The sequence below is a fragment of the Cellvibrio sp. QJXJ genome, from assembly GCF_024452345.1.
Taxonomy (GTDB): domain Bacteria; phylum Pseudomonadota; class Gammaproteobacteria; order Pseudomonadales; family Cellvibrionaceae; genus Cellvibrio.
In genome coordinates this window covers 66,001-86,592 of the sequence record NZ_CP101663.1, presented here as the reverse complement: position 1 = coordinate 86,592, position 20,592 = coordinate 66,001, and the positions used below count along the sequence as shown (strand labels likewise).

Sequence of the window (20,592 nt, the reverse complement as noted above, 5' to 3'; positions counted from 1 at the left end):
TCCCTTTTTGTATATAGAATGACTCTGGGGCATGCATGTCTACATTCTCCAGTGACCATCCTGTCGAGTTTCCCGGTCTCCTAGCTAATCTATTTTATGTCGTTGCTTCATCAAATAAGTACCGAACCTTCAATACCTCATCGATGACTGTCACGATCCATGGCGCTTAAAATTAACACAACAAAGTGAACGGTATTCCATATTGACGAACTGGCGCAAACATCTACTACCTGTAGTATCTGAACTTTGTAATAATCGTAAGCTGATAACTTAGAAATGGATATTTTATATGGCAGTACAAGCCCCTATTTTCTCACGTGTGGAGCGTGTTTTAGCTGATTTTGCCAAAAACGATAAGCCAACAAGTGCAGATTTTGCAGCAGTTCAGGCGTTAGGTAGCTTCTACGATAAGCTGGACAATTATCGAGTTGAGGCTAATACGATGAGCGATCCGGTTCTCAAATCTGAACGACACAAATCATCTCGACTCGCTGAGCATATGGCATTGGGTGGCGAAGGCAGACCTTCTTCACGATGCGATTGTCACGCAATTATTTCGGGTGGGCACAAGAAAGCGATTTTGGTGAGGGCTGTGATGGCCTGGCTTAAGCTGCGTATTGACGACCCGTGGAACGGGTGCTGGCTTCCTAGAGATTGGGAAGATAGAGCATACATGCCGAAGCACTTACAAGGTGCAGTGCCTCACAAGCGTATTCATCATGAACACTACTATGACTGGCTAGGCGGCCGCATAAACTTCATGCAGATTAATACGGCGGAGAAACTAATATTTGCACTCAATCAAATTCGTAGGGCTTTACAATCTGGCGCAGTTCCGCCCGAGGTCATGCCACAAACAGGTCGTAAATAATGCTTTACACAGTCTTACTTGACAACAAAAGCTACCTCGATCCGATGTTTAACAGCGACCAGTTAGATAGGCTTGTCGGGACTCTTAATGGCGAAACAGTGGCAAATAGAATTGAGCTGAACAATACACCTCGCTCGTTTGCGGGCGTATTCAGTGAACCATTGCAAATTGATTTTCCAGTTTTTAAGAAAGCAAAGGCCAAACTGCTAGTGCCCGATATTGCTGTCTCTGAAGGTCGCCTCTTTCTTAATAAAAAGGCTTACAACGCACTTAAAGATTTAATAAAGAATGATGGCGAATTTATACCTGCGACTTACAGTGAAGGTGAGGCCTTCATATTTACTCCGTTTAATGTTGCGGAAAAAATTGATGCATTAGATTTAAAATTAAGCAAAAAAAACGAATTGGGCGATCTAGAAAACCTTTCTTTTCACGAAGAAAAATTGAAAGATTGGGTAGTTTTTCGTGCGGAATTTAACGCATTTCATACACTACAAGTAACGCAAGCGTTCGTCGATGCCATTAAAAAAAATGATTTAAAGGGTTTATATATCACTTCAAATTTAGGTTCAGTTTTCGCTGTAGACCGAGCCGAAGTTTCAAAGTTAAATTAGCTTGTGAAGTCGTTTTCAGGCGGTATGTTTGTTTGATGGAACCCAATTAATAATGGGTTTACGCGGTCGCTCAATATTTCCGCAGCACTTCTTCCTTTATAACCGGGTGCTAACACATAATCTCCTTGAGCGCCAAAATGTCAGCAAGAGAGCCAATCGTTTCGGTGGAGCATTTTGTTCCTCTTATCAAATGCTTTGCGCGAAAACCAAATTGAGTTGGACCTTCATAGTCGGCCAACAAGGTGTCGCCCACGAAGAGACACTGAGCCGGATCCACTTTCGCTCTATCTACAACCCATTGGTAAATTTCTCGCTCAGGCTTTATATAACCAACGTCATAGCTCAAGCATTTGAGGAGTGGAAAATCAGGCAACAACTGTTCGAGCACTGCACCATAGGGTTTTGCGAGGTTGGAGCATACAGCTATGGGAATATGCCAATCCGATAACTGGCGTATTGTGGGAATCACGTCCTCAAATAATGCCAAGCTGGCAAGTTCTTGCTCAATGTCAATCTGAAGCTGTGTGATCATCTGTGTCGGTGGAACAATCCCCATCGCTGAGAATAGCTCGGCCGGATCTTCCGAGCGCGTCATCAAGAATCGGGCATCACCCGGCCCGGGTGAGCGGCCTTGTTGTCGCGCCCACTGCAACACTTTGCGAAATGGATGATGTTTCACTCCAAACTTGATGAGAGTTCCATACAAATCAAAAATTACCAATTTGGGGCGCATCGTAAACCTGTGCACAATGACTAGGTGGATTAATAAAACGCACTGCATTACTTAAATTCAAACTGCGCGCCTCGTGCGCTTGCGTATGCGGCGCGTATGGTTAAGTTTTCACTATCTGGCTCCAATCCAAATTGATAGCGAGAGTTTTCCTGAACCATGAAATGTTTTTCTCGCTGCGCCCCCACTGGTATCGGGGATGCTTTTTTCCATATTTTTTGAAATAGTATTCCTGATCCAATCGTATGATTAATTCACGTGCAGACTCTGAATCTTCGTTCGGAATTGAGATGGTAGGAAATTCGGATGCAATAAAGGGAGGAAGATCTGTGCCGACGAGCCAATCCCATAAACCAAAAGAAAAAGCCTTGGGTTTCCACATATGGTGTGCGGCTCCACCGTAGGCGAGGTCCGGCCGGTAAAAGTGTTGGAATTAGCCACTTCGAGTATAACTAACTGAATAATAAAGATTTAATCAACCAGCAACTCAAATGACATTGGTTTAACCTGCTTGGTCAAATCCAGCTCAAAGCTTCCCAATCTGCCCAAGTGCTCGGTATGGTACGGCGAGAATGCGGCCATGAGGTCGCGGGTGATATTGTGGCCCTCCGACTTCAACTGGTTAAACACTTCCGTCATCGCGTTCACGTTGTATAGGATTGTGAAGTTCGCCAGCAAATGATTGTATTTCACGATTTTGCTTTGCTCATGCTTTAGGTTAGCGGGAATTTTTCCGGCATTCGCAAAAAACAACCAACGTGCAAACTCGTTGAACTCCTCACTCTTACAGGTCGCTGCCTGGATCGTTTTGCGTAGATCAACATCGGTGATGTATTCCAAAAGGAACATAGTTCTGACCACTCGCCCGAGTTCGCGGAACGCAAAATACAGCTTGTTTTTCCGGTTCTTGGTGCCGAACCGGCGCAGGATTGTCGAGGCGGTAATTTTTCCTGCTTTAACGGACATAGCTGTTCGCATCATATCCGCATAGTGCTTTTCAATAAGGTCCCACTTGATAGGCTCTTTGAACAAGGACTGAATATGCTTAAGCACCATAGCGCGGTCAGGCTTGTAGAAGCTGAGATCTTTGATATTTCGGATACGCGGCATGAGCTTGATGCCCAGTAGGTACGCCAGGCCAAATACCGGTGTTGATTGCGCCTGCGTATCACCGTGAACGGTGTCTGGATTAAAATCTGATTCGTCGTTGAGCAGACCGTCCAGGATATAAATCGCCTCGTAGACACCACAGGGGATAAACCGGCTGAACAACGCAATGTAGGTATCTGAGACGTGGTAATAGGCAATGCCGCCATAGCTGCCGTAACGAATATGGTATTCCGATAGTAAATTATCTTCGTAGAGATCCCAGAGCTTGCCATCAGCGGACACACTGTTGCCCGAACCCCAACACTCAATGAGCCGGTATTTCTTGTACTCGCTGTTGATCTTAGCAATCGCTTTATCGAGACGGGCTTCCGTAGTGCGCTTTAAGTTAAGCCATGCAACTTGCTTGCGCGACACACCCTGCACGGATCGCACGGTTTCGGTAGGGCCAATATTGGTGCCGTAACAAAACACCGTCAGAACAAAACGTAACACCGGGTCGCTGATACGTGACTCGAAACCCGACAACGGGCCAAAATGTTTGTTCAAGTTCAACCATTTTTCGACATTAATGATTACATCGAGCAGGTTGATCTTGTCCAAGCGATCGCGCAAGAGCGCTCCAATTTCTTCGACCTCTGGCGAAGGTTGATCCGGTTTTGGTTTACCGATAATCAGGTTCCCGTTTTCTATACGGACCAGTTCATCCTCTGGAAATTGGCTATCAGCTTTCTGGCAGCTCGCCTCCATGGACTCCTTCAGTGTTCTTGCAAATTCAGTATCACCGGCGATAAGTCCTACCTCCTCGCAATAGGTAGGCAGCTGCGCCTCGTATTCTTCCCAGGTGATCATTTGCTCCCGGTAATCATCGAAGGTTTCACTGTAGGGAATGAACAAGTCACCGGTACTCAGTTCTTCGGCGATCCGTTCAAACACACACAGCTCAAAACAGGTTTTATTGACCTCGGTGACTTGCGCTGATTTAGTCGATTTTCCTGTGACCAGTTTCCACCAGCTTTCGCGAATCCAGCGAATGTTGATGACATTTTTGGAGGATGGATCGTTTGGATCACTTTGAATGGACAGGAACTCGGCGCGCCGTGCAATTGCATCTTTTGGCTTCAGCTCAGGGGAGCGAGATATTTTTTTGTCTTTAAGGACGGCTGGCATGATTTAAGTTTCCTAGGCAGTGAGCAAGCATTGTGTGATTGACGGAAAGAATTACACCAAAACTCTACAGCAAGAACCAGGTTAGTATCGTTCGCTAGACCGCTTTGAGCGTCACATAAGATATGCCCCCACGCTGGATCACTGCCGATTGTTGCCGGATCGAGGAGGCGAAAATAAGCTGGCATTACCGTTAAAGAGTTTCGCAAAAGTCACTTTGCTGTAAGTGTCCACAACGGTTTGTTGATACATCCTGACTACGCCTTTGAGGTTGCCCACTAAAGGTGTCTTGCAAACCGAGCTGACCGGGGTGATGGGTTTCGATTTCACTGCAAGCTTCACATCCAGCTTTAGCTTTTTCCGCTCCAAGGATGCAACTTTGGCTTCCAATGCTTGCAGGCGCTTTTTGAAGTTCTTGACGCCATACCTAACCCAGATAAAGCGAGCGCTGCTGCAAGACACGAAGATACCTTGCTGCGTAATTCATTTCTGGTGCGGTGCTGCCCGTGTGTAGGCTGATGGACGGCGTAATCCAGGACGACTTTTTCTATGGCTTCATCTGCGCGATTTTTTACGTTCGGTTTGCGTTTACTGCGATCAATCAGTACCGCCATCTTGAGCCAGCTCTTGATAACGGCAAAACGTGTCACGTGAGAAGCCCGTAATCTTGCAAGCTTTAAAAACATTTCCAAGCTCCTCAGCCAGATTCATTAAACCTTCTCTGTGTTTAATAATGGGATTGGGAGTATGTAGCATGAGTTGCCTCGGTGGTTTTGAGTCAGGAGTCGCCGGATATATCGGGCCTATTTTGTATCTACGAATTCCATCCACCTTGACTACGGATCGATTCTGAACATTACTGAAAGTTCGTTTTTAATATATTTCTCTTCGATCCAAGCGCTCATGTTAGCGCTCATAAATTCAATGAATTGATGTGCAGCGACAGGCAGACGCCTGTCAAGATGTCGAACCAGATACCAGTGGCTAAGTAATGGAAAGCCAATAACGTTCAGGATAGCTACATTTGCCTGAGCTTGCGCCAATGTATGTTCAGATATCACCGCTAACCCCAAACCTGTTTCTACACTCAAACGAATTGCTTCATTGCTCTCAATTTGTAATGTTTTATTCAACTGGTAGTTGTTGTCCAGCATCCAGGCTTCCATCATCATACGAGTGGCACTCCCCGGTTCGCGCATCAAAAATCGCTCACGTATCAGTTCGGAAAAATCCAGTTTTTCACGCTGTGCGGCCCAATGATTTCGCGGAGCAATCAACACTAACGGGTTGCGCAAAAATTTTCCGCTCAACACGTTGTCGCCAGTAGGTGGGTGACTGAATAGATACAAATCGTCTTGCTGATCTTCAAATCTTTTCAGTACGGTTTGCCTGTTCCCGATATTCAACGTGACATCTACTCCCGGATATTGTTGGGCGTAAGGACTAAGCAAACGCGGGAGTACATATTTAGCGGTGGTCACAATGCCCAAGCTGAAATGACCTTTAATACCGTGTGCCGTGTCTGCCAGAAAACTATCAAAGTCCTCAAACCGCGTAAGTGAATCGAGCGCCGCGTGATAAAGCTCTGTTCCAATCTGGGTCGGCTTGTACGCGCCGTTGAGGCTTTCGAGTAGAGGATGACCGACCGCCTCGCTGAGACGCTTGATTTGAAGGGATACTGTGGGTTGTGTGAGATGCAGATGCGCCGCTGCTTGTGAAATTGAGCCGGTTCGAACGACAGCGATGTATACCTGAAGAAGCCTGAAGGTAAGGTGGCGGATATTCATTTGATGCCCATTATAGATAATCGTAAATGTTGCGACCCATAAACATTAGTTATCTTATATGGTTGCTTAACGCGATAATAGGCTTATCAAACGTAGACTTGGTAATACTTATGCCTGATATCGTTGTCGCATTCTTTCTATTGGGCGTTCTCGCAGGGCTCGCAAAGTCTGATTTGTCGGTGCCTAAAGCGGCTTACGACACCCTCAGCATTTTATTAATGCTAACGCTTGGCCTGAAAGGAGGATTAGCCCTGCATGGCCAAGTAACCTGGGAATTAGTAAATGAGGCGCTTGCCGTCATACTGCTGGGAGCCTTGATCCCGTTAGCCCTGTACCCTTTTTTACGCAGAGCGGTAAAGTTGAGTGCGGCTAATAGTGCCAGCATCGCTGCACATTATGGCTCTGCAAGTGCGGGTACCTTTGCCGTCGCGCTGGCGTTTGCAGAAAGTAATAACCTTGTTATAGCACCTCAAACCACTCTCTTTTTAGTCCTTTTAGAGCTTCCAGCGATTATCGTTGCGATTGTACTTTATCGTCATGTTAGCGGTGGTTCAGGTAATGCAGCGGCGATGTGGCATGAGGCCCTTACAAGCCGGGGTGTCTTACTTCTTGCTGGCGGTGTTGTAATTGGATATTGCTACGGTCCGGCGGGCAGTGCGGACATTGCTCCGCTCTTTCTCGGCGCATTCAAAGCGTTGCTTGCACTCTTCTTATTAGAGATGGGATTGTGCGCATCAAAACACCTTTATCCACTTCCCTTTCATCATTGGCGACTTATCGTTTTTGCAACATTCTCGCCGATCCTATTGGCCATGGTTGGTTTATCGGTTGGTCTGATGTTCAACATGCCCCCAGGTACTACTCTCATCCTTGGCTGTTTGGTTGCTAGTGCGTCGTACATTGCAGCGCCTGCGGCCATACGGACAGCAATAAAAGAGGCGGATGTAGGCGTGGCGATTTTCGCTGCATTAGGCGTTACATTTCCCTTCAATGTGTTGGTGGGTATTCCACTGTATTACCAAATGCTTGTCTGGCTCAGTAGCTAACAACTTATCCGACGGTTGATTATTTGAGGAAACACTGTGCATCAACAAACCCATTTACAGCAATTAGAAGCAGAAGCCATTTTTATTATTCGTGAGGTTGCCGCATGTTTTGATAAGCCTTGTTTGCTCTATTCGATTGGTAAAGATTCTACGGTAATGCTGCATTTAGCTCGCAAGGCATTTTGGCCAGCGCCGGTTCCATTCACACTGCTGCATGTAGACACAACCTGGGAATTCGCAGAGATGGGGCGCTTCCGGGACTATATGGCCGCAAAGCACAATCTCAACATCCTCGTGCATACTAATAACACTGCGCTTGCCAGCGGTATTCACCCTATTACCAGTGGTTCAGTCAAATATAATGACCAAATGAAAACGCAAGCGCTCAAGCAAGCCATGAGTATTTACAAATTTGACGCAGCTTTGGGTGGAGCGCGACGTGATGAGGAAAAATCTCGTGCGAAAGAGAGAATCTTTTCGGTGCGCGATGAACATCAGGGGTGGAATCCTAAAAACCAACGCCCGGAATTATGGAACATATTCAATACCGAAATTAACAAGGGGGAGTCAATACGGGTATTCCCATTGTCTAACTGGACTGAGTTGGATATTTGGCAGTACATTCTCAAAGAAAAAATTGAATTGGTTTCATTATATTTCTCTGCTCCACGCTTAAGCTGGAAAAGTGATGAAAATGGCCAGCACTTTGTGCTCGACGATGATCGAATGCGGCCTTTTCTTAGCAAGAACGAACTGCAAAGTATCGCGCATCGCCCGTTACGCTGTCGAACATTAGGTTGCTACCCACAAACCGGTGCGGTACTGAGTGCAGCAATCCGGGTGGAGGAAATTATTCAGGAGCTGCTGGTAAGCAAAACAAGCGAGCGTGAGGGAAGAACCTTGGACAAAGATCAGGTTGGCTCTATGGAAAAGAAAAAGCGTGAGGGATATTTTTAGATTTTCAGGCAACCGCAGATAGCCTATTCTATCCTGTGTATGCGTAACTAACTTTTTGGGGCTATCCGTTGATTCGTAATAAGTTGAAAGTGGAAACCTACCTCGGCACGCTGTTGTTTGATCAGTCAGATTATAAAAGGAGATAAAAATGGAAATCGAAGATTCGAAATTAATTAAAGCAATGGGGTTGGTAATTCAGTATGTTGCAAAAGTAATTGCCGTAATCATGGTGTTTGTCATTATGTGGGGGGTTGCAGACATACTGTATATTCTCTACCAGCGACTGATGGCTCCACCGTTTATGCTATTGGAAATAAAAGACATCTTTGCAACGTTTGGTGCCTTTATGGCTGTTTTGATTGCGATCGAAATCTATCACAATCTAATTCTTTACGTGCGCGATAGCCACAATTCGAGACTTGCGGTGGAGATCGTTTTAGGTACTGCGCTTATGGCCGCAGCACGAAAAGTCATCATATTTGACTACAACGAGATGGATTACAATTATGTCTATGCAACGGGAGCAGTGATTCTGGCTCTATCTGTTGCCTATTACTATATTGTTATAGTATCGAACAAGAAGCAAAGCCAGCCGAGTAACGAATAATGTTATATGGGGGGACTGTCTTGTGAATATGAGCGACCTAGTATTGTCTAGGCCAAACTTGAAAGTGAACTTTTTGCTTAAAGCACTTTCCCTTTCGAGTGTGATTTTAATTGGTTATTTGCATTTTATAGTTGGCCCATCACTTGAATTTCATCTTTTTTTTCTGATTCCGATTATCGTTGCCTCTTGGTTTACTAGTGCATTATTTTGCTGCTTTATCTTGGTCTTGGCAATTTTGTCATGGACTATTGGTGATTATTTAATAGCACATAACAACATTGATTTATTTTCATTTCTGTTTAACTCAACAGTTCATGCGCTAATTTTGGCTTATATAACTTACTTGCTTCGCTACATTCGTCGACTTTTAATCAGGGAGTCGCAATTAGCGCGCGAAGATAGTCTTACAAAAATCCCCAACAGAAGATCATTTTATGAAAATGGAGAGATTGCATTTTCAACCGGTCATCGTCAGCGATTGCCAATAACCATTGTTTTCATTGATGTTGATAGCTTTAAATCCATAAATGATACATATGGACATAAAATTGGTGACAAACTCTTATTTGAAGCAGCCCAAGTAATGAACGAAAATGTCAGAAAAAATGATGTCATCGGTCGTTTGGGAGGAGATGAATTTTGTTTAGTTCTTTTGAATGCTGATAGAGAGCATGCCCGAATGTATGCCATTAATTTGAAAAATAAATTAAGTGAACGAATGTTGAAACACAAATGGCAAACAACTTTTAGTATGGGTATTGTAACTTATGCTGTAACTCCACCCGATTTTTTAAGAACTATCGAGGATAGCCGATAAGCTAATGTATCGAGTTAAGACAAATGGTCGGAATGGATTTTCGCAAGAATATTATCCATAAAGCCCTTGTGTGCTCATTAATTAAGCACATTATTTTCTGATGCCAAAAACTATTTAACCTGGCGTGTCTTGCTAACCATCTTCACGATTCGTAGAAAACAAGTCATCCCGCCCAAATTTACAGATGGTTTTTACAAGCGGATGAGTTAGCTGTCGCTCCGTGGTTATGACATAGACCTGTTCATTTACCGATGGAATGTCTGCTAACTTTACCACTTTGTATTGACTACAAATGTCTTTAGCGATGGCATTAGGTGCGAAAAACAACCCTTCGCCTGCTCGACCAAATGCTTTCATTAGCGCGCTATCGTCAAATTCCCCTTTAATGTCAGGATGTAAATTTTTTTGCGCCAGCCATTGATTAATTCTCCCCCGCACCGCCGCATCTTCGCCAATCATTAACAAAGGTGCGTTATTCAGCGACTCAGGAAACGTTCGTTTTAATTTATTTACCAGGGCCGCAACGCCGAATAAACCCATATGGCTTTCACCAATGAGGTGGCTGAATCCTTTGACATGCAAATTAGGTGGCATGGGCCTATCGGCGATAATTAAATCTAGCCGATGCACGGCCAAATCAGATAGCAGCGATACTAATCTTGCTTCCCGGCAAATTAAACGTGTTGGCTCTTGCATTTCATACGCCGGTTCAAGCAGCCGATAGGCAATCGTTTTAGATACAGAGTCGGCCAGACCAACTCGTAAAGGAAGAGATTTCTTGCTGCGTTGGTCGCGAAGAACTGCCATTAATTCATCGCCAACAGAAAAAATCTCGTCCGCATAGCTCAGTGCTCGCCTTCCCGCATCGGTCAACTCAAGATTACGGCCAACTTTGTGAAACAACTCAACCCCCAAAGTGTTGGCGAATTCAGTTAACTGCCCGCTTATCGATTGAGGCGTTAAGTGAAGTTGTTCCGCCGCTTTGGTAACACTTCCTGTTTTTGCTACCGCCCAGAAATAGCGTAGATGTTTATAATTTAGATGATTCACTGGTACCGCCTAACAATTAGTTTTTTTCGAACTGTCTGCAAAGTATATTCGATTTGTTGGATGTTTTGGATGTTGCTACATTGGAATCTCATCAACCCACACGAGAGGTTTAGACATGCAAATTCATATTCATACAAATGCGTTTGAATTAACCGATGCTATTAAAGACTACGTCGAAGAAAAGTTGGCTCTGGCGTTGAGTTGGAACCGGGATGATGTAACCAAAATTTCTGTTCGCTTGGCTGATATTAACGGACCACGTGGGGGCGCTGACAAATCCTGTCATCTCCTGATCGTACTCAAAGGTAAAAAACAGCTTGTCATCGAGGATGTACAAGCGGATTTGTATGTCGCTATCGACCGAGCTATAGAAAGGGGAGCACGTTCCGTATCTAGGCAAATTGCCCGCCATCGGGAAATTGATCACCAACGGATAAGGGTCTAAATAGGTAATCGGAGATTTTTATGAAGCGCATATTGTTATTCTTGGCAACCAACGCTGCGATTGTGTTAGTTCTATCTCTGAGTATGCGTTTATTGGGAGTGGAACCCTACTTAAATGCCAAGGGACTTAACCTTGGTTCGCTGTTAATTTTTGCAGCTGTTATGGGATTTGGCGGCTCGTTTGCCTCGCTCGCCATCTCTAAATGGATGGCAAAAAAAAGTATGGGGGTCAGGATTATTTCCGACCCAGGCAACTCCCAAGAGCGTTGGCTAATCGATGTCGTCGCGCGCTATGCAGAAACAGCTCACATCAAAATGCCGGAGGTCGGAATATTCGAATCGGACGACATAAACGCATTCGCGACTGGCATGACAAAAAACTCTTCAATGGTCGCCGTTTCCAGTGGGCTCCTGCTCGCTATGACCAAGGAGGAGGCTGAAGCTGTTATTGGGCATGAAGTTGCGCACGTCGCAAATGGTGACATGGTAACGCTTGCCCTGATCCAAGGTGTGGTGAACACGTTTGTAATCTTTTTCGCACGAATCATCGGCAATTTCGTTGATAAGGTCATTTTTAAAACCGAAGAAGGGCATGGACCGGCCTTTTGGATTACCAGCATTGCGGCGGAGCTAGTGTTGGGAATTTTGGCATCAGTGATCGTAATGTGGTTCTCACGCCAGCGCGAATTTCGGGCTGATCAAGGCGGTGCCTACCTTGCAGGAAGCAGCAATATGATTGCTGCGCTACAACGCTTGCAATCATCACAACCTCAACCATTGCCTGGCGGTATGGCAGCCTTTGGTATTGCAGGCGGTGGCGGATTGTCCAAGCTGTTTATGAGTCATCCGCCGCTTGCGGAGCGAATTTCAAAATTACAAAAAGGTAATGTTTAATGGAAAACATACAGTTCGCTGGATGGGAGCTCTGGACAGGATTTATTATATTCGTAGTGATTATATTGCTACTGGATCTCTTTGTATTTGGCGGCAATAAGGCCCACAAGGTAAGCGTCAAAGAGGCAGCATCATGGTCGTTGGTTTGGTTTTCACTGGCCGTTATTTTCAATATCGGCCTGTGGTGGTATCTTAAAAAAGATTATGGTGAAACTTTTGCGGACCAAAAAGCACTGGAGTTTTTTACTGGTTATCTGATTGAAAAGTCGCTTTCAGTCGATAATGTCTTTGTATTCCTGCTCATATTTTCTGCTTTCCAAGTCCCGCCAGAGTATCAACGCCGAGTGCTGATTTACGGGGTGCTGGGTGCGATAGTGATGCGCATTATCATGATTTTGATCGGCAGTTGGGCGGTAAAAGAGTTTTCGTGGGTTCTTTACGTATTTGGTGCATTTCTTATTATTACCGGCATTCGCATGCTGCTCGCAGTCGATGAAAAACCCGATTTAGAGAAGAACTGGATTGTTGTTTTTGCTCGAAAGCACCTTCGGATCACGCCTGGTTTTCATGGGGAAAAGTTCACGATTGTTCAGCAAGGTGCCCGCTACTTCACTCCACTTTTTCTAGTCCTGATATTAATCGAAATATCAGATTTGGTTTTTGCGGTTGACTCGATTCCGGCAATTTTTGCGATTACGTCTGATCCGTTTATCGTTGCAACATCTAACATCTTTGCTATTTTGGGGCTAAGAGCGCTGTATTTCCTGCTGGCTGATGTTGCGGATCGATTCCATTTAATCAAGTATGGCTTGTCAGTGGTACTAGTGTTCATTGGTTGCAAAATGCTGGTAGCGAATTGGTTTCATGTCCCTGTGATGTGGTCACTACTCGTTATTGTTACTCTAATTGGTGGGAGTATTCTTGCAAGCTTGTGGGTAACTCGAAAAAAGGCCGTAGAGTAACTACGACAGCGGTGCAACTTGCCAGTCATGCGTGATCCACACATCATCGGATAATGCATGCTGGCAATAACCAAAATAAAAGTTTTATGGAGCAAAAATGACAATACTCATGTTTGTGGCAGGGCTGGTCTTATTGGTAGCCGGTGCAGATATTTTGGTGCGTGGTGCATCAAAATTCGCGATGTCTTTTGGAATTTCACCCTTAGTAGTGGGCTTAACCATTGTTGCCTTTGGCACTAGCGCACCCGAAGTAGCGGTATCAGTTGGCGCCGCACTGCAAGATAAGACCGATATTGCAATAGGCAATGTTGTCGGGAGTAATATTTTCAATGTGTTGTTTATATTAGGCATTTCAGCGCTCATAACGCCACTGCTTGTGAATGCACAAATTATTCGTCAGGAAGTCCCGATTATGATCGGTGCATCCTTTCTGCTTCTGGCAGTTAGCTTGGATGGCAGTTTGAGCATTGTTGATGGACTACTCTTGTTTATCATACTCATCGCTTACACCGCATTTTTAATTTATCAATCACGCAAGGAAACCGGTATTACCAAACAGGAGTATTCAGAATTATCTAATCGCCCATCGTGGAGCGACAAAAAACCAGTACAAATTTTACATATTATTGCTGGGCTGGTATTGCTCGTACTTGGCTCTCAATGGTTAGTGAGCGCCTCTGTCACCTTTGCAAAATATTTTGGAGTTAGTGACCTGGTTATTGGGTTAACCATTGTTGCTGCCGGAACATCCATGCCGGAGGTAGCAACATCTATAATGGCGGCAATAAAAGGCCAGCGCGATATTGCGGTAGGAAATGTCATTGGAAGCAACACATTCAATATTTTGGGGTGTTTAGGGTTGTCTGCTATTGTATCTGGCAATACAGGTTTGGCGGTTTCTGAAAATGTTATCAATTTTGATATTTGGATTATGATCGCCGTCGCTCTGGCCTGCTTACCCATTTTTGCTGCTGGTCACCAGATCTCACGTGTTAATGGGATTGTGTTTTTATTCTACTACGTTGCCTACACCACTTATTTGATATTAATGTCACAAAATTATTCAATGGATTTGCTAAATTCAATTATGTTGAGTTTTATTCTACCCTTGACAATTATTGCTGTGACGGTAGTTTTTTTACGGCACAAGACTACAAATGACACCGTAAATTAAAGCTCTATATTCAATCATGAATTTTTTCAAGCCTGTTAGGTAAAGGCCGCCCAGCCCCTGGAGGGGGCTGGTTAAAATATAATACTCAATGTTAATTAACTAAATACTGTCAAGCTATTGTTTCACTGCTTCTTGCTTTTTTATATTTTCCGGTATTCTCGATACTTATCCTGCTTCTACAGGAATAGAGTTGCTGTTATTGGTTGTATTTCACAAAATTATTTTGAAGTGTTTATTAAAAAAATTCATTTACATTAGACGTCGTATTTAACGTGTTCATGATAGAAAAAATATTGTACTTGCACGATAGATTTCAATAATAATTACAACTAACCATGTAAATATACTAACGCCAACCGCTCCAGCTGAGATATCTTTAATGATTCCAATTTTATCATTTTGATGACTTTCAATAAAATCACACAGCGATTCTATCGCTGTATTAAATATCTCTGAAATTATAACCATCCCCGTAACCACCAAAACCAAACTAAAATCAATCCATTGTCTATGGTAAAAAAATACTGCGAGCAAAATCGTCGATAAAACAACTTTATACGCGACTGCAGCATCTAAAATAATTGCGTAATAAATGCCGCGCATTGCTACAGATATTTTTCTTATCGGGTGAAATCCAACTACACCGGTATTTAGCGCTTTATTTTTCATTGGCAACCTCTATGTGTAACTAGCTGAACGCCATTGTGGCGTTGTTTAAGTTGACTATCGATTGTGTGCTCTCAGTAATGGCCACACGGAACCTACTCCCGAGATAAAAACTAGGTCTTTCTCAGAAGCGGAATACTTCTCTATTAAATATGGTCCAAGCTCATCTTGATAGAACTGGTAGCCATCACGCTCATCAACCCAGCGATGTCCGCTAGATTGCTCGAAGCAGGACTTAAATTTTTCATATACGCCTTTTGATGATAGGTGTCTTTCCATATGTGCAATATGGGCATGATCTCCGCTGAATCCTTGGTGCCCGAACCCCAACACTCAATGAGCCGGTATTTCTTGTACTCGCTGTTGATCTTAGCAATCGCTTTATCGAGACGGGCTTCCGTAGTGCGCTTTAAGTTAAGCCATGCAACTTGCTTGCGCGACACACCCTGCACGGATCGCACGGTTTCGGTAGGGCCAATATTGGTGCCGTAACAAAACACCGTCAGAACAAAACGTAACACCGGGTCGCTGATACGTGACTCGAAACCCGACAACGGGCCAAAATGTTTGTTCAAGTTCAACCATTTTTCGACATTAATGATTACATCGAGCAGGTTGATCTTGTCCAAGCGATCGCGCAAGAGCGCTCCAATTTCTTCGACCTCTGGCGAAGGTTGATCCGGTTTTGGTTTACCGATAATCAGGTTCCCGTTTTCTATACGGACCAGTTCATCCTCTGGAAATTGGCTATCAGCTTTCTGGCAGCTCGCCTCCATGGACTCCTTCAGTGTTCTTGCAAATTCAGTATCACCGGCGATAAGTCCTACCTCCTCGCAATAGGTAGGCAGCTGCGCCTCGTATTCTTCCCAGGTGATCATTTGCTCCCGGTAATCATCGAAGGTTTCACTGTAGGGAATGAACAAGTCACCGGTACTCAGTTCTTCGGCGATCCGTTCAAACACACACAGCTCAAAACAGGTTTTATTGACCTCGGTGACTTGCGCTGATTTAGTCGATTTTCCTGTGACCAGTTTCCACCAGCTTTCGCGAATCCAGCGAATGTTGATGACATTTTTGGAGGATGGATCGTTTGGATCACTTTGAATGGACAGGAACTCGGCGCGCCGTTGTTTGTATTTCAAAATAAATTGAAATGCATTCAGCAGATCCTTGTCTTCCGTGGACGAAGCCAGATTGAGTATTTCAATCGTGCGAAACAACGTTGATCGCTGCTTTTTGTAGAGTTGAACCATGAACGGCAAGTAGTTGTTACCCGCGAACGCCATGTAGTGTTCACACATTTGCAGCAACTGATCGCTGTTCTTTCCCAGGACAGGATCAAAAGCTGACACCGATTCGGGTTTATCCAAATAAACCTTGACCGTTCCAGTCAGCACAGAAATCAAATGATCAGTTTGCTTTTGATGGTCTGCAAGGTATTTCTCCAACAGTTTCTGCGCCGAGCGATCCATTTTTAACAGCAGTTTGATAAAAATATCGGCGGCATTATCCAGAGTTCGTGCGTATTGGTGTCGGATTAAAACGATGACCAGAGCGAGTCGCTTGTTCAGCTTTAGCTTCATCAATTCGGCGTAATCCAGGGCCTTGGCCTCGTCGATAAACTGCTGGTGTTTCACCGGTGGCAACCCCAAATCCGCAGGCAGTAGTGTTTGCAGGGAGGTCAGCCATTCCAGGTAGTGGATGTACACATGGATATTGCGAGGAGTTGGGCGTTTCGGTTCATTTTTCAGCGTGCTCCAGCCAAAACCATTCGGCCCGGTGCTGGAACGGAGAATATCCGTGATGCACTGGCGACTTTCAGCCGTCAAAAATTCACACAGTTGACCGTAATACCGGGTGTTGACTTCCGCTCTGGCTGTTTGGCAGATTCGCTCAAGCACGCTGAACGCTGGCAACTCGTATCGCTCCTTGACCAAGTATTCCAACGTGACATTGATGATATCCGGCAGGGCTTCTTTAGTTGTTGCCGCCTCTTGCGCCCAACTCTTTGTTAATCCGGAGGTCTTGGCTGCATCGTAGGGTTTTATATAGAGATAACGTCGAATCAGTTTTACATGACGATCCTTTGCCCCTGACACGTAATAGGTTTGAAGATCCTTGAATGATGCTCTTGAACGACACTGGCTTTTGATGTGTGCGATGATGACGTTTGGAATTTCACCCAATGTGACAAATCTGCCTAATCGTTGGGTCGTCTTTAACTGGATTAGTAATCCCAGAAAGGAAGTGCTCGCCCGTTTGCAATGTTTCACAGCAAACTGCTGCTCTTCCGGTGTCGGTGTGTAGACATCCCCTAACTCGACATGCGTGATATCTGACTTGATCCGCGGATAGGCTGTCTGGTAAATGGCCGCCATCGATCCGCTACTTTGTTAATGGCAGTTTCAGTTGGGACAGTTTTCGCAGGTGGGCTAGTTGCAGGTTTCTGGTCGCCATTTGGTTTTCTCTTAATTTAGTCACACGTCACTCAGCGCCGGATCAATAACGTCCGTGTCCTTGATTGGTTGCGCCGAAGCGAATGGTATGCCCCCTAAGAGAAGGCATACCAATAGCGTTTTTAGGATGTTGTCTTCGTGTGAGTGGCTTGGAGCCGATGAGCAACCTCATCCCAATTAATATTATTGAAAAAAGCATCAATATATTTACCGGCAGCCGCGCCAAAGTCCATGTGATAAGAATGTTCATACATATCCATGACCAACAACGGAACTGTGCCTACCGGGAAATGTGCGTGATCACCCATCCAATAATTTTCCAGCTTATTGAAATGCGTGTTATACCCCAGAACAACCCACCCGGAACCACCGCCCAAGCCTTGAGCGATTTTGCGGAATTCGGTTTCCCAGCGATCAAAAGTACCAAATTGTTTGGCGAAAGCTGAGCGTAATTCACCATCGGCTTTGCCATTACCGCCCAGGTTATCAAAATATAATTCGTGCAAAATGACCGAGCCTGTGCGAATCAAATGCTCCCGCTTGAGATCATTGTAGAGAAACGCTGGCGTGTCGGGGTTTGCGAGTGCCTGACTCAACTGATCATTCACCGCATTCAATGTTTTTACCGAACCGCTGTAATTGTTAGTCCAATGCGACTCGATCAAATTGGCAGAAAGGCCTTTTAATTTTGCGGCATTGAAGGATAAAGGTTTTGGTTTTATTTCGGTGATCATCCAATTTGCTCCTTTAGGTGCTGCCTGAGACGACGATTCAGCTGCGCTAACATTTGATGCCGATGCAATAAGCAACCCTGCGGCAGCGGTCGCACTGGTAGCCAGGAAATCACGTTTGTTTTGGTTAAAATCATTCATTGGTTTTCCTCCGTTAAGTGTAAGCAATGAGTTCGAGCAGATCGAAAGATGACTTAATTAATCCCCATTAACGACACCGCAAGCCCAACAAGCGCCGACATGCCAATCACCTTCATCACATTCATTTTGTAACGAAATAATGCGATACCCGCTGCAACAGCAATTACCGCTGATATCCATTCAAACCGCCCATCAAAGCCTTCTGGCCACAAAATGTGGTAACAGAAAAACAGGGCGAGATTCAAGATCACACCTACCACCGCCGCCGTGATGGCCGTGAGTGGCGCAGTGAATTTCAAATCATTGTGCGTCGTTTCAATAAAGGGGGCACCCGCAAAAATAAAAATAAACGAGGGCAAGAAGGTAAACCAGGTGACAATGGTGGCGGCTACTGCGCCCGCGAGAAATACCATGTCGGTGCCAAATACGGCTTGTACATATCCCCCAATAAAACCGACAAAGGCCACCACCATAATCAGCGGCCCTGGTGTGGTTTCACCGAGCGCGAGGCCATCGATCATTTGCGTGGGCGTGAGCCAACCATAGTGGCCGACCGCACCCTGATAAACATAGGGCAATACCGCATAGGCACCACCGAAAGTGAGTAGTGCCGCTTTGGTAAAGAACCAGGCCATTTGTGTCAGTGTGTGATCCCAACCGAAATAACTCCAAAGTGCAAACAGCGGAACAGCCCAGAGTAATGCACCGGAGACCAAGATCATGCTGAAACGCGACCAGCGGAACATGGCGTGCGCGGGCGTGGGTGTGTGATCATCGAATAACGCGGTGCCGAAGGATTTATCAGTCTTGCCATGGCCACCGCCGCTGTTGAAGTAGTCAGGTAGAAACCGCCCACCCAAATAACCAATCAGTGCCGCTGCAATCACGATGTAAGGGAATGGGATATTGAGTGCAAAAATGGCCACAAACGCGGCGGCAGCAATCGCCCACATCACATTATTTTTCAACGCGCGTGAACCAATGCGATGGGCGGCATGCACGACGATGGCAGTCACCGCCGGTTTGATACCGTAGAACAAACCGGCTACCCAACTTACGTCGCCGTAAGCGATATATACCCACGAGAGTCCAATCAAAATGAAGAGTGATGGCAACAAAAACAGCACACCCGCCACTATACCGCCCCAGGTACGATGCATTAACCAGCCAATGTAAGTGGCAAGTTGTTGCGCCTCCGGACCAGGCAACACCATGCAGTAATTGAGCGCATGCAAAAACCGTTTTTCGCTGATCCAGCGCCGGCGCTCCACCAGCTCCTGGTGCATGATGGCTATTTGGCCTGCCGGGCCACCAAAGCTGACAAACCCGAGCTTTAACCAGAAACGGAAGGCTTCCCAAAAACTGACCGGCGCAGGCGCTTCAACCGGCTGGTGAGCTATTAATTCGGTGGTGTTACTCATGGTGTGTTTCCTTATCTGTAAAAGCAGCCAGTAAGGCATCGAAGACACCATTAGCCGTGGCGATGAGTTGATCGTCGTCATGAATACTGTTGCGCAATCCCCACAGGATTTGCTCCAGCCCACTGGCTTCACTGGGCTGGATACCCCCTACGTCCAGAAAATGCACCAAGGCCCCCAAGCGCGTTAAGCCGGGGTGATCGAGCCTAAAACTGTCAAGCAGAACCTCAAAAGTGACCTTGCCATTCAGGTGAGTGAAACTGGCTCCGTCAAAATCAAAGCCCAGCGCATCGGCGGGACAATCCTTCGGTGCTTGCAACCACACAAAGCGAGCCTCCGGATCGATAAAACGGCGGATTAGCCAGGCACAGGCAAGGCGATCCACCCAGGGACGTTGACGGGTTGCCCATAACCGCCCGCGATAGAGGCTGATATCCAACCGTGGGATTTCACCGGTGTGCTCATGGGGTTCGTTGGGCGATAACTGGCGATTGAGCTGAAGTTCAAGCTGTTGCAGCGCCTGCTGGGTTTGTGCCTGCGCTTCACCGGGGAAAAAATCCGTTGCGGCGATAGCGGTGAAGTTTTTGCGCAGTTTACGCAGCTGTCTGGTTGCTTCTTGCAGGGAACTACTGGCCAATTCTTTTATTGGGGGCAGCTCGTGTAAAAGATGGGCGTAATCATCCTGACGATCAAACAGGCCGCTGAATTGGCCAGCATCTTCGGTATCGACCAGGAGCACATAGGCTGAGCCTTCACTTGCCTCTACTTCTTGCAGCAAGCCATCGAACAATTGCTGATGTTCTGGTCGATGGGGAAGCAGATAAACGCCGTCACGCAATACTGCTGCACCGGAGGACTTGAGGGTTCGCCATACCCGCATACGCACTGTCGCGTTTTGGGTGGGCAGGGATAAGATCAGTAATACCCATTTCATATATTGTAGATTTAGTTAC

The 20,592-nt window shown here is 45.6% G+C and carries 17 protein-coding genes and 4 pseudogenes; 10 read left to right on the top strand and 11 right to left on the bottom strand.

Features of this window, described 5'->3' with window-relative positions:
- Positions 1-289: 289 nt before the first annotated feature.
- Together NNX04_RS21275 and NNX04_RS21270 are read left to right on the top strand one after the other, a co-directional pair.
- A complete protein-coding gene (locus tag NNX04_RS21275) occupies positions 290-871 on the top strand; it encodes an AHH domain-containing protein (RefSeq protein WP_050977141.1) in 582 nt (193 codons plus the stop codon).
- Entirely contained in the window at positions 871-1,485 is a 615-nt protein-coding gene (locus tag NNX04_RS21270; protein WP_040393726.1) for a hypothetical protein, read from the top strand. Before NNX04_RS21275 ends, NNX04_RS21270 begins: the two co-directional genes overlap by 1 nt.
- A gap of 109 nt (positions 1,486-1,594) precedes the next feature.
- Here NNX04_RS21270 and NNX04_RS21265 read toward each other — a convergent pair whose 3' ends face one another.
- From NNX04_RS21265 to NNX04_RS21250, 4 genes and pseudogenes are all read right to left on the bottom strand, one after another.
- Positions 1,595-2,218: an HAD family hydrolase gene (locus NNX04_RS21265; protein ID WP_007645951.1), complete on the bottom strand. Its 624-nt coding sequence runs from the start codon at positions 2,216-2,218 to the stop codon at positions 1,595-1,597.
- A gap of 468 nt (positions 2,219-2,686) precedes the next feature.
- Positions 2,687-4,423 (bottom strand): annotated as a pseudogene (locus tag NNX04_RS21260) (transposase); the annotation flags it as partial.
- A gap of 261 nt (positions 4,424-4,684) precedes the next feature.
- Positions 4,685-5,245: pseudogene (locus tag NNX04_RS21255) on the bottom strand (helix-turn-helix domain-containing protein); the annotation flags it as partial.
- Positions 5,246-5,325: 80 nt separating this feature from the next.
- Positions 5,326-6,276, bottom strand: a complete 951-nt coding sequence (locus NNX04_RS21250; RefSeq protein ID WP_007646343.1) for a LysR family transcriptional regulator — start codon at positions 6,274-6,276, stop codon at positions 5,326-5,328.
- A 110-nt stretch (positions 6,277-6,386) separates the two neighbouring features.
- On the opposite strand from NNX04_RS21250, the gene NNX04_RS21245 reads away from it, so the two are divergent.
- From NNX04_RS21245 to NNX04_RS21230, 4 genes are all read left to right on the top strand, one after another.
- The gene (locus NNX04_RS21245) at positions 6,387-7,322 is read left to right on the top strand and encodes a sodium-dependent bicarbonate transport family permease (RefSeq protein WP_040393937.1); all 936 of its coding nucleotides are present in this window, start codon (positions 6,387-6,389) and stop codon (positions 7,320-7,322) included.
- Positions 7,323-7,358: 36 nt separating this feature from the next.
- Positions 7,359-8,279, top strand: a complete 921-nt coding sequence (gene cysD, locus NNX04_RS21240) for a sulfate adenylyltransferase subunit CysD (protein WP_261948464.1) — start codon at positions 7,359-7,361, stop codon at positions 8,277-8,279.
- 148 nt (positions 8,280-8,427) lie between these two features.
- On the top strand, positions 8,428-8,886 hold the full coding sequence (locus NNX04_RS21235) for a phosphate-starvation-inducible PsiE family protein (protein ID WP_007646340.1): 459 nt from the start codon (positions 8,428-8,430) through the stop codon (positions 8,884-8,886).
- Between the two features lie 28 nt (positions 8,887-8,914).
- Positions 8,915-9,703, top strand: coding sequence for a GGDEF domain-containing protein (locus NNX04_RS21230; RefSeq protein WP_261948552.1), 789 nt, complete (start codon positions 8,915-8,917; stop codon positions 9,701-9,703).
- 132 nt (positions 9,704-9,835) lie between these two features.
- On the opposite strand, the gene nhaR is transcribed toward NNX04_RS21230, so the two are convergent.
- Positions 9,836-10,753 (bottom strand): transcriptional activator NhaR, encoded by a 918-nt coding sequence (gene nhaR / locus NNX04_RS21225; protein WP_007646338.1) that lies wholly within the window; start codon positions 10,751-10,753, stop codon positions 9,836-9,838.
- 115 nt (positions 10,754-10,868) lie between these two features.
- Here nhaR and NNX04_RS21220 point away from each other — a divergent pair, with 115 nt between their 5' ends.
- The 4 genes from NNX04_RS21220 (at position 10,869) to NNX04_RS21205 (ending at position 14,227) form a co-directional block, all read left to right on the top strand.
- The gene (locus tag NNX04_RS21220) at positions 10,869-11,198 is read left to right on the top strand and encodes an HPF/RaiA family ribosome-associated protein (RefSeq protein ID WP_040393931.1); all 330 of its coding nucleotides are present in this window, start codon (positions 10,869-10,871) and stop codon (positions 11,196-11,198) included.
- A 20-nt stretch (positions 11,199-11,218) separates the two neighbouring features.
- Positions 11,219-12,091, top strand: a complete 873-nt coding sequence (gene htpX / locus NNX04_RS21215) for a protease HtpX (RefSeq protein ID WP_040393929.1) — start codon at positions 11,219-11,221, stop codon at positions 12,089-12,091.
- Positions 12,091-13,053 carry a TerC family protein gene (locus NNX04_RS21210; RefSeq protein ID WP_007646336.1) on the top strand — a complete coding sequence of 321 codons (963 nt, stop codon included), beginning with the start codon at positions 12,091-12,093 and terminating at the stop codon, positions 13,051-13,053. The genes htpX and NNX04_RS21210 overlap by 1 nt, the downstream gene beginning before the upstream one ends.
- A 97-nt stretch (positions 13,054-13,150) precedes the next feature.
- Entirely contained in the window at positions 13,151-14,227 is a 1,077-nt protein-coding gene (locus NNX04_RS21205; RefSeq protein WP_040393927.1) for a calcium/sodium antiporter, read from the top strand.
- Between the two features lie 276 nt (positions 14,228-14,503).
- Here the strand turns inward: NNX04_RS21205 and NNX04_RS21200 are convergent, their stop codons facing one another.
- The 6 genes and pseudogenes from NNX04_RS21200 to NNX04_RS21175 all read right to left on the bottom strand — a co-directional run bounded on the left by NNX04_RS21200 (position 14,504) and on the right by NNX04_RS21175 (position 20,573).
- Positions 14,504-14,896, bottom strand: coding sequence for a diacylglycerol kinase (locus tag NNX04_RS21200; RefSeq protein ID WP_040393925.1), 393 nt, complete (start codon positions 14,894-14,896; stop codon positions 14,504-14,506).
- A gap of 54 nt (positions 14,897-14,950) precedes the next feature.
- Positions 14,951-15,211: pseudogene (locus NNX04_RS21195) on the bottom strand (BREX protein BrxB domain-containing protein); the annotation flags it as partial.
- A pseudogene (locus NNX04_RS21190) lies at positions 15,193-17,271 on the bottom strand (DUF4158 domain-containing protein); the annotation flags it as partial. The pseudogenes NNX04_RS21195 and NNX04_RS21190, both read right to left, overlap by 19 nt.
- A 200-nt stretch (positions 17,272-17,471) precedes the next feature.
- A complete protein-coding gene (locus NNX04_RS21185; protein ID WP_173391458.1) occupies positions 17,472-18,083 on the bottom strand; it encodes a superoxide dismutase in 612 nt (203 codons plus the stop codon).
- A gap of 191 nt (positions 18,084-18,274) precedes the next feature.
- Positions 18,275-19,642 carry a chromate efflux transporter gene (chrA, locus tag NNX04_RS21180; RefSeq protein WP_261948463.1) on the bottom strand — a complete coding sequence of 456 codons (1,368 nt, stop codon included), beginning with the start codon at positions 19,640-19,642 and terminating at the stop codon, positions 18,275-18,277.
- Entirely contained in the window at positions 19,635-20,573 is a 939-nt protein-coding gene (locus NNX04_RS21175; RefSeq protein ID WP_007645340.1) for a chromate resistance protein ChrB domain-containing protein, read from the bottom strand. Before NNX04_RS21175 ends, chrA begins: the two co-directional genes overlap by 8 nt.
- Between the last annotated feature and the right edge of the window lie 19 nt (positions 20,574-20,592).

Excerpts from the sequence above, each read along its gene's own strand:
- NNX04_RS21275 (WP_050977141.1), top strand. The coding sequence starts at position 290 with ATGGCAGTACAAGCCCCTATTTTCTCACGTGTGGAGCGTGTTTTAGCT.
- NNX04_RS21270 (WP_040393726.1), top strand. The coding sequence starts at position 871 with ATGCTTTACACAGTCTTACTTGACAACAAAAGCTACCTCGATCCGATG.
- NNX04_RS21265 (WP_007645951.1), bottom strand. The coding sequence starts at position 2,218 with ATGCGCCCCAAATTGGTAATTTTTGATTTGTATGGAACTCTCATCAAG.
- NNX04_RS21250 (WP_007646343.1), bottom strand. The coding sequence starts at position 6,276 with ATGAATATCCGCCACCTTACCTTCAGGCTTCTTCAGGTATACATCGCT.
- NNX04_RS21245 (WP_040393937.1), top strand. The coding sequence starts at position 6,387 with ATGCCTGATATCGTTGTCGCATTCTTTCTATTGGGCGTTCTCGCAGGG.
- NNX04_RS21235 (WP_007646340.1), top strand. The coding sequence starts at position 8,428 with ATGGAAATCGAAGATTCGAAATTAATTAAAGCAATGGGGTTGGTAATT.
- NNX04_RS21230 (WP_261948552.1), top strand. The coding sequence starts at position 8,915 with ATGAGCGACCTAGTATTGTCTAGGCCAAACTTGAAAGTGAACTTTTTG.
- NNX04_RS21220 (WP_040393931.1), top strand. The coding sequence starts at position 10,869 with ATGCAAATTCATATTCATACAAATGCGTTTGAATTAACCGATGCTATT.
- htpX (WP_040393929.1), top strand. The coding sequence starts at position 11,219 with ATGAAGCGCATATTGTTATTCTTGGCAACCAACGCTGCGATTGTGTTA.
- NNX04_RS21210 (WP_007646336.1), top strand. The coding sequence starts at position 12,091 with ATGGAAAACATACAGTTCGCTGGATGGGAGCTCTGGACAGGATTTATT.
- NNX04_RS21205 (WP_040393927.1), top strand. The coding sequence starts at position 13,151 with ATGACAATACTCATGTTTGTGGCAGGGCTGGTCTTATTGGTAGCCGGT.
- NNX04_RS21200 (WP_040393925.1), bottom strand. The coding sequence starts at position 14,896 with ATGAAAAATAAAGCGCTAAATACCGGTGTAGTTGGATTTCACCCGATA.
- NNX04_RS21185 (WP_173391458.1), bottom strand. The coding sequence starts at position 18,083 with ATGATCACCGAAATAAAACCAAAACCTTTATCCTTCAATGCCGCAAAA.
- chrA (WP_261948463.1), bottom strand. The coding sequence starts at position 19,642 with ATGAGTAACACCACCGAATTAATAGCTCACCAGCCGGTTGAAGCGCCT.
- NNX04_RS21175 (WP_007645340.1), bottom strand. The coding sequence starts at position 20,573 with ATGAAATGGGTATTACTGATCTTATCCCTGCCCACCCAAAACGCGACA.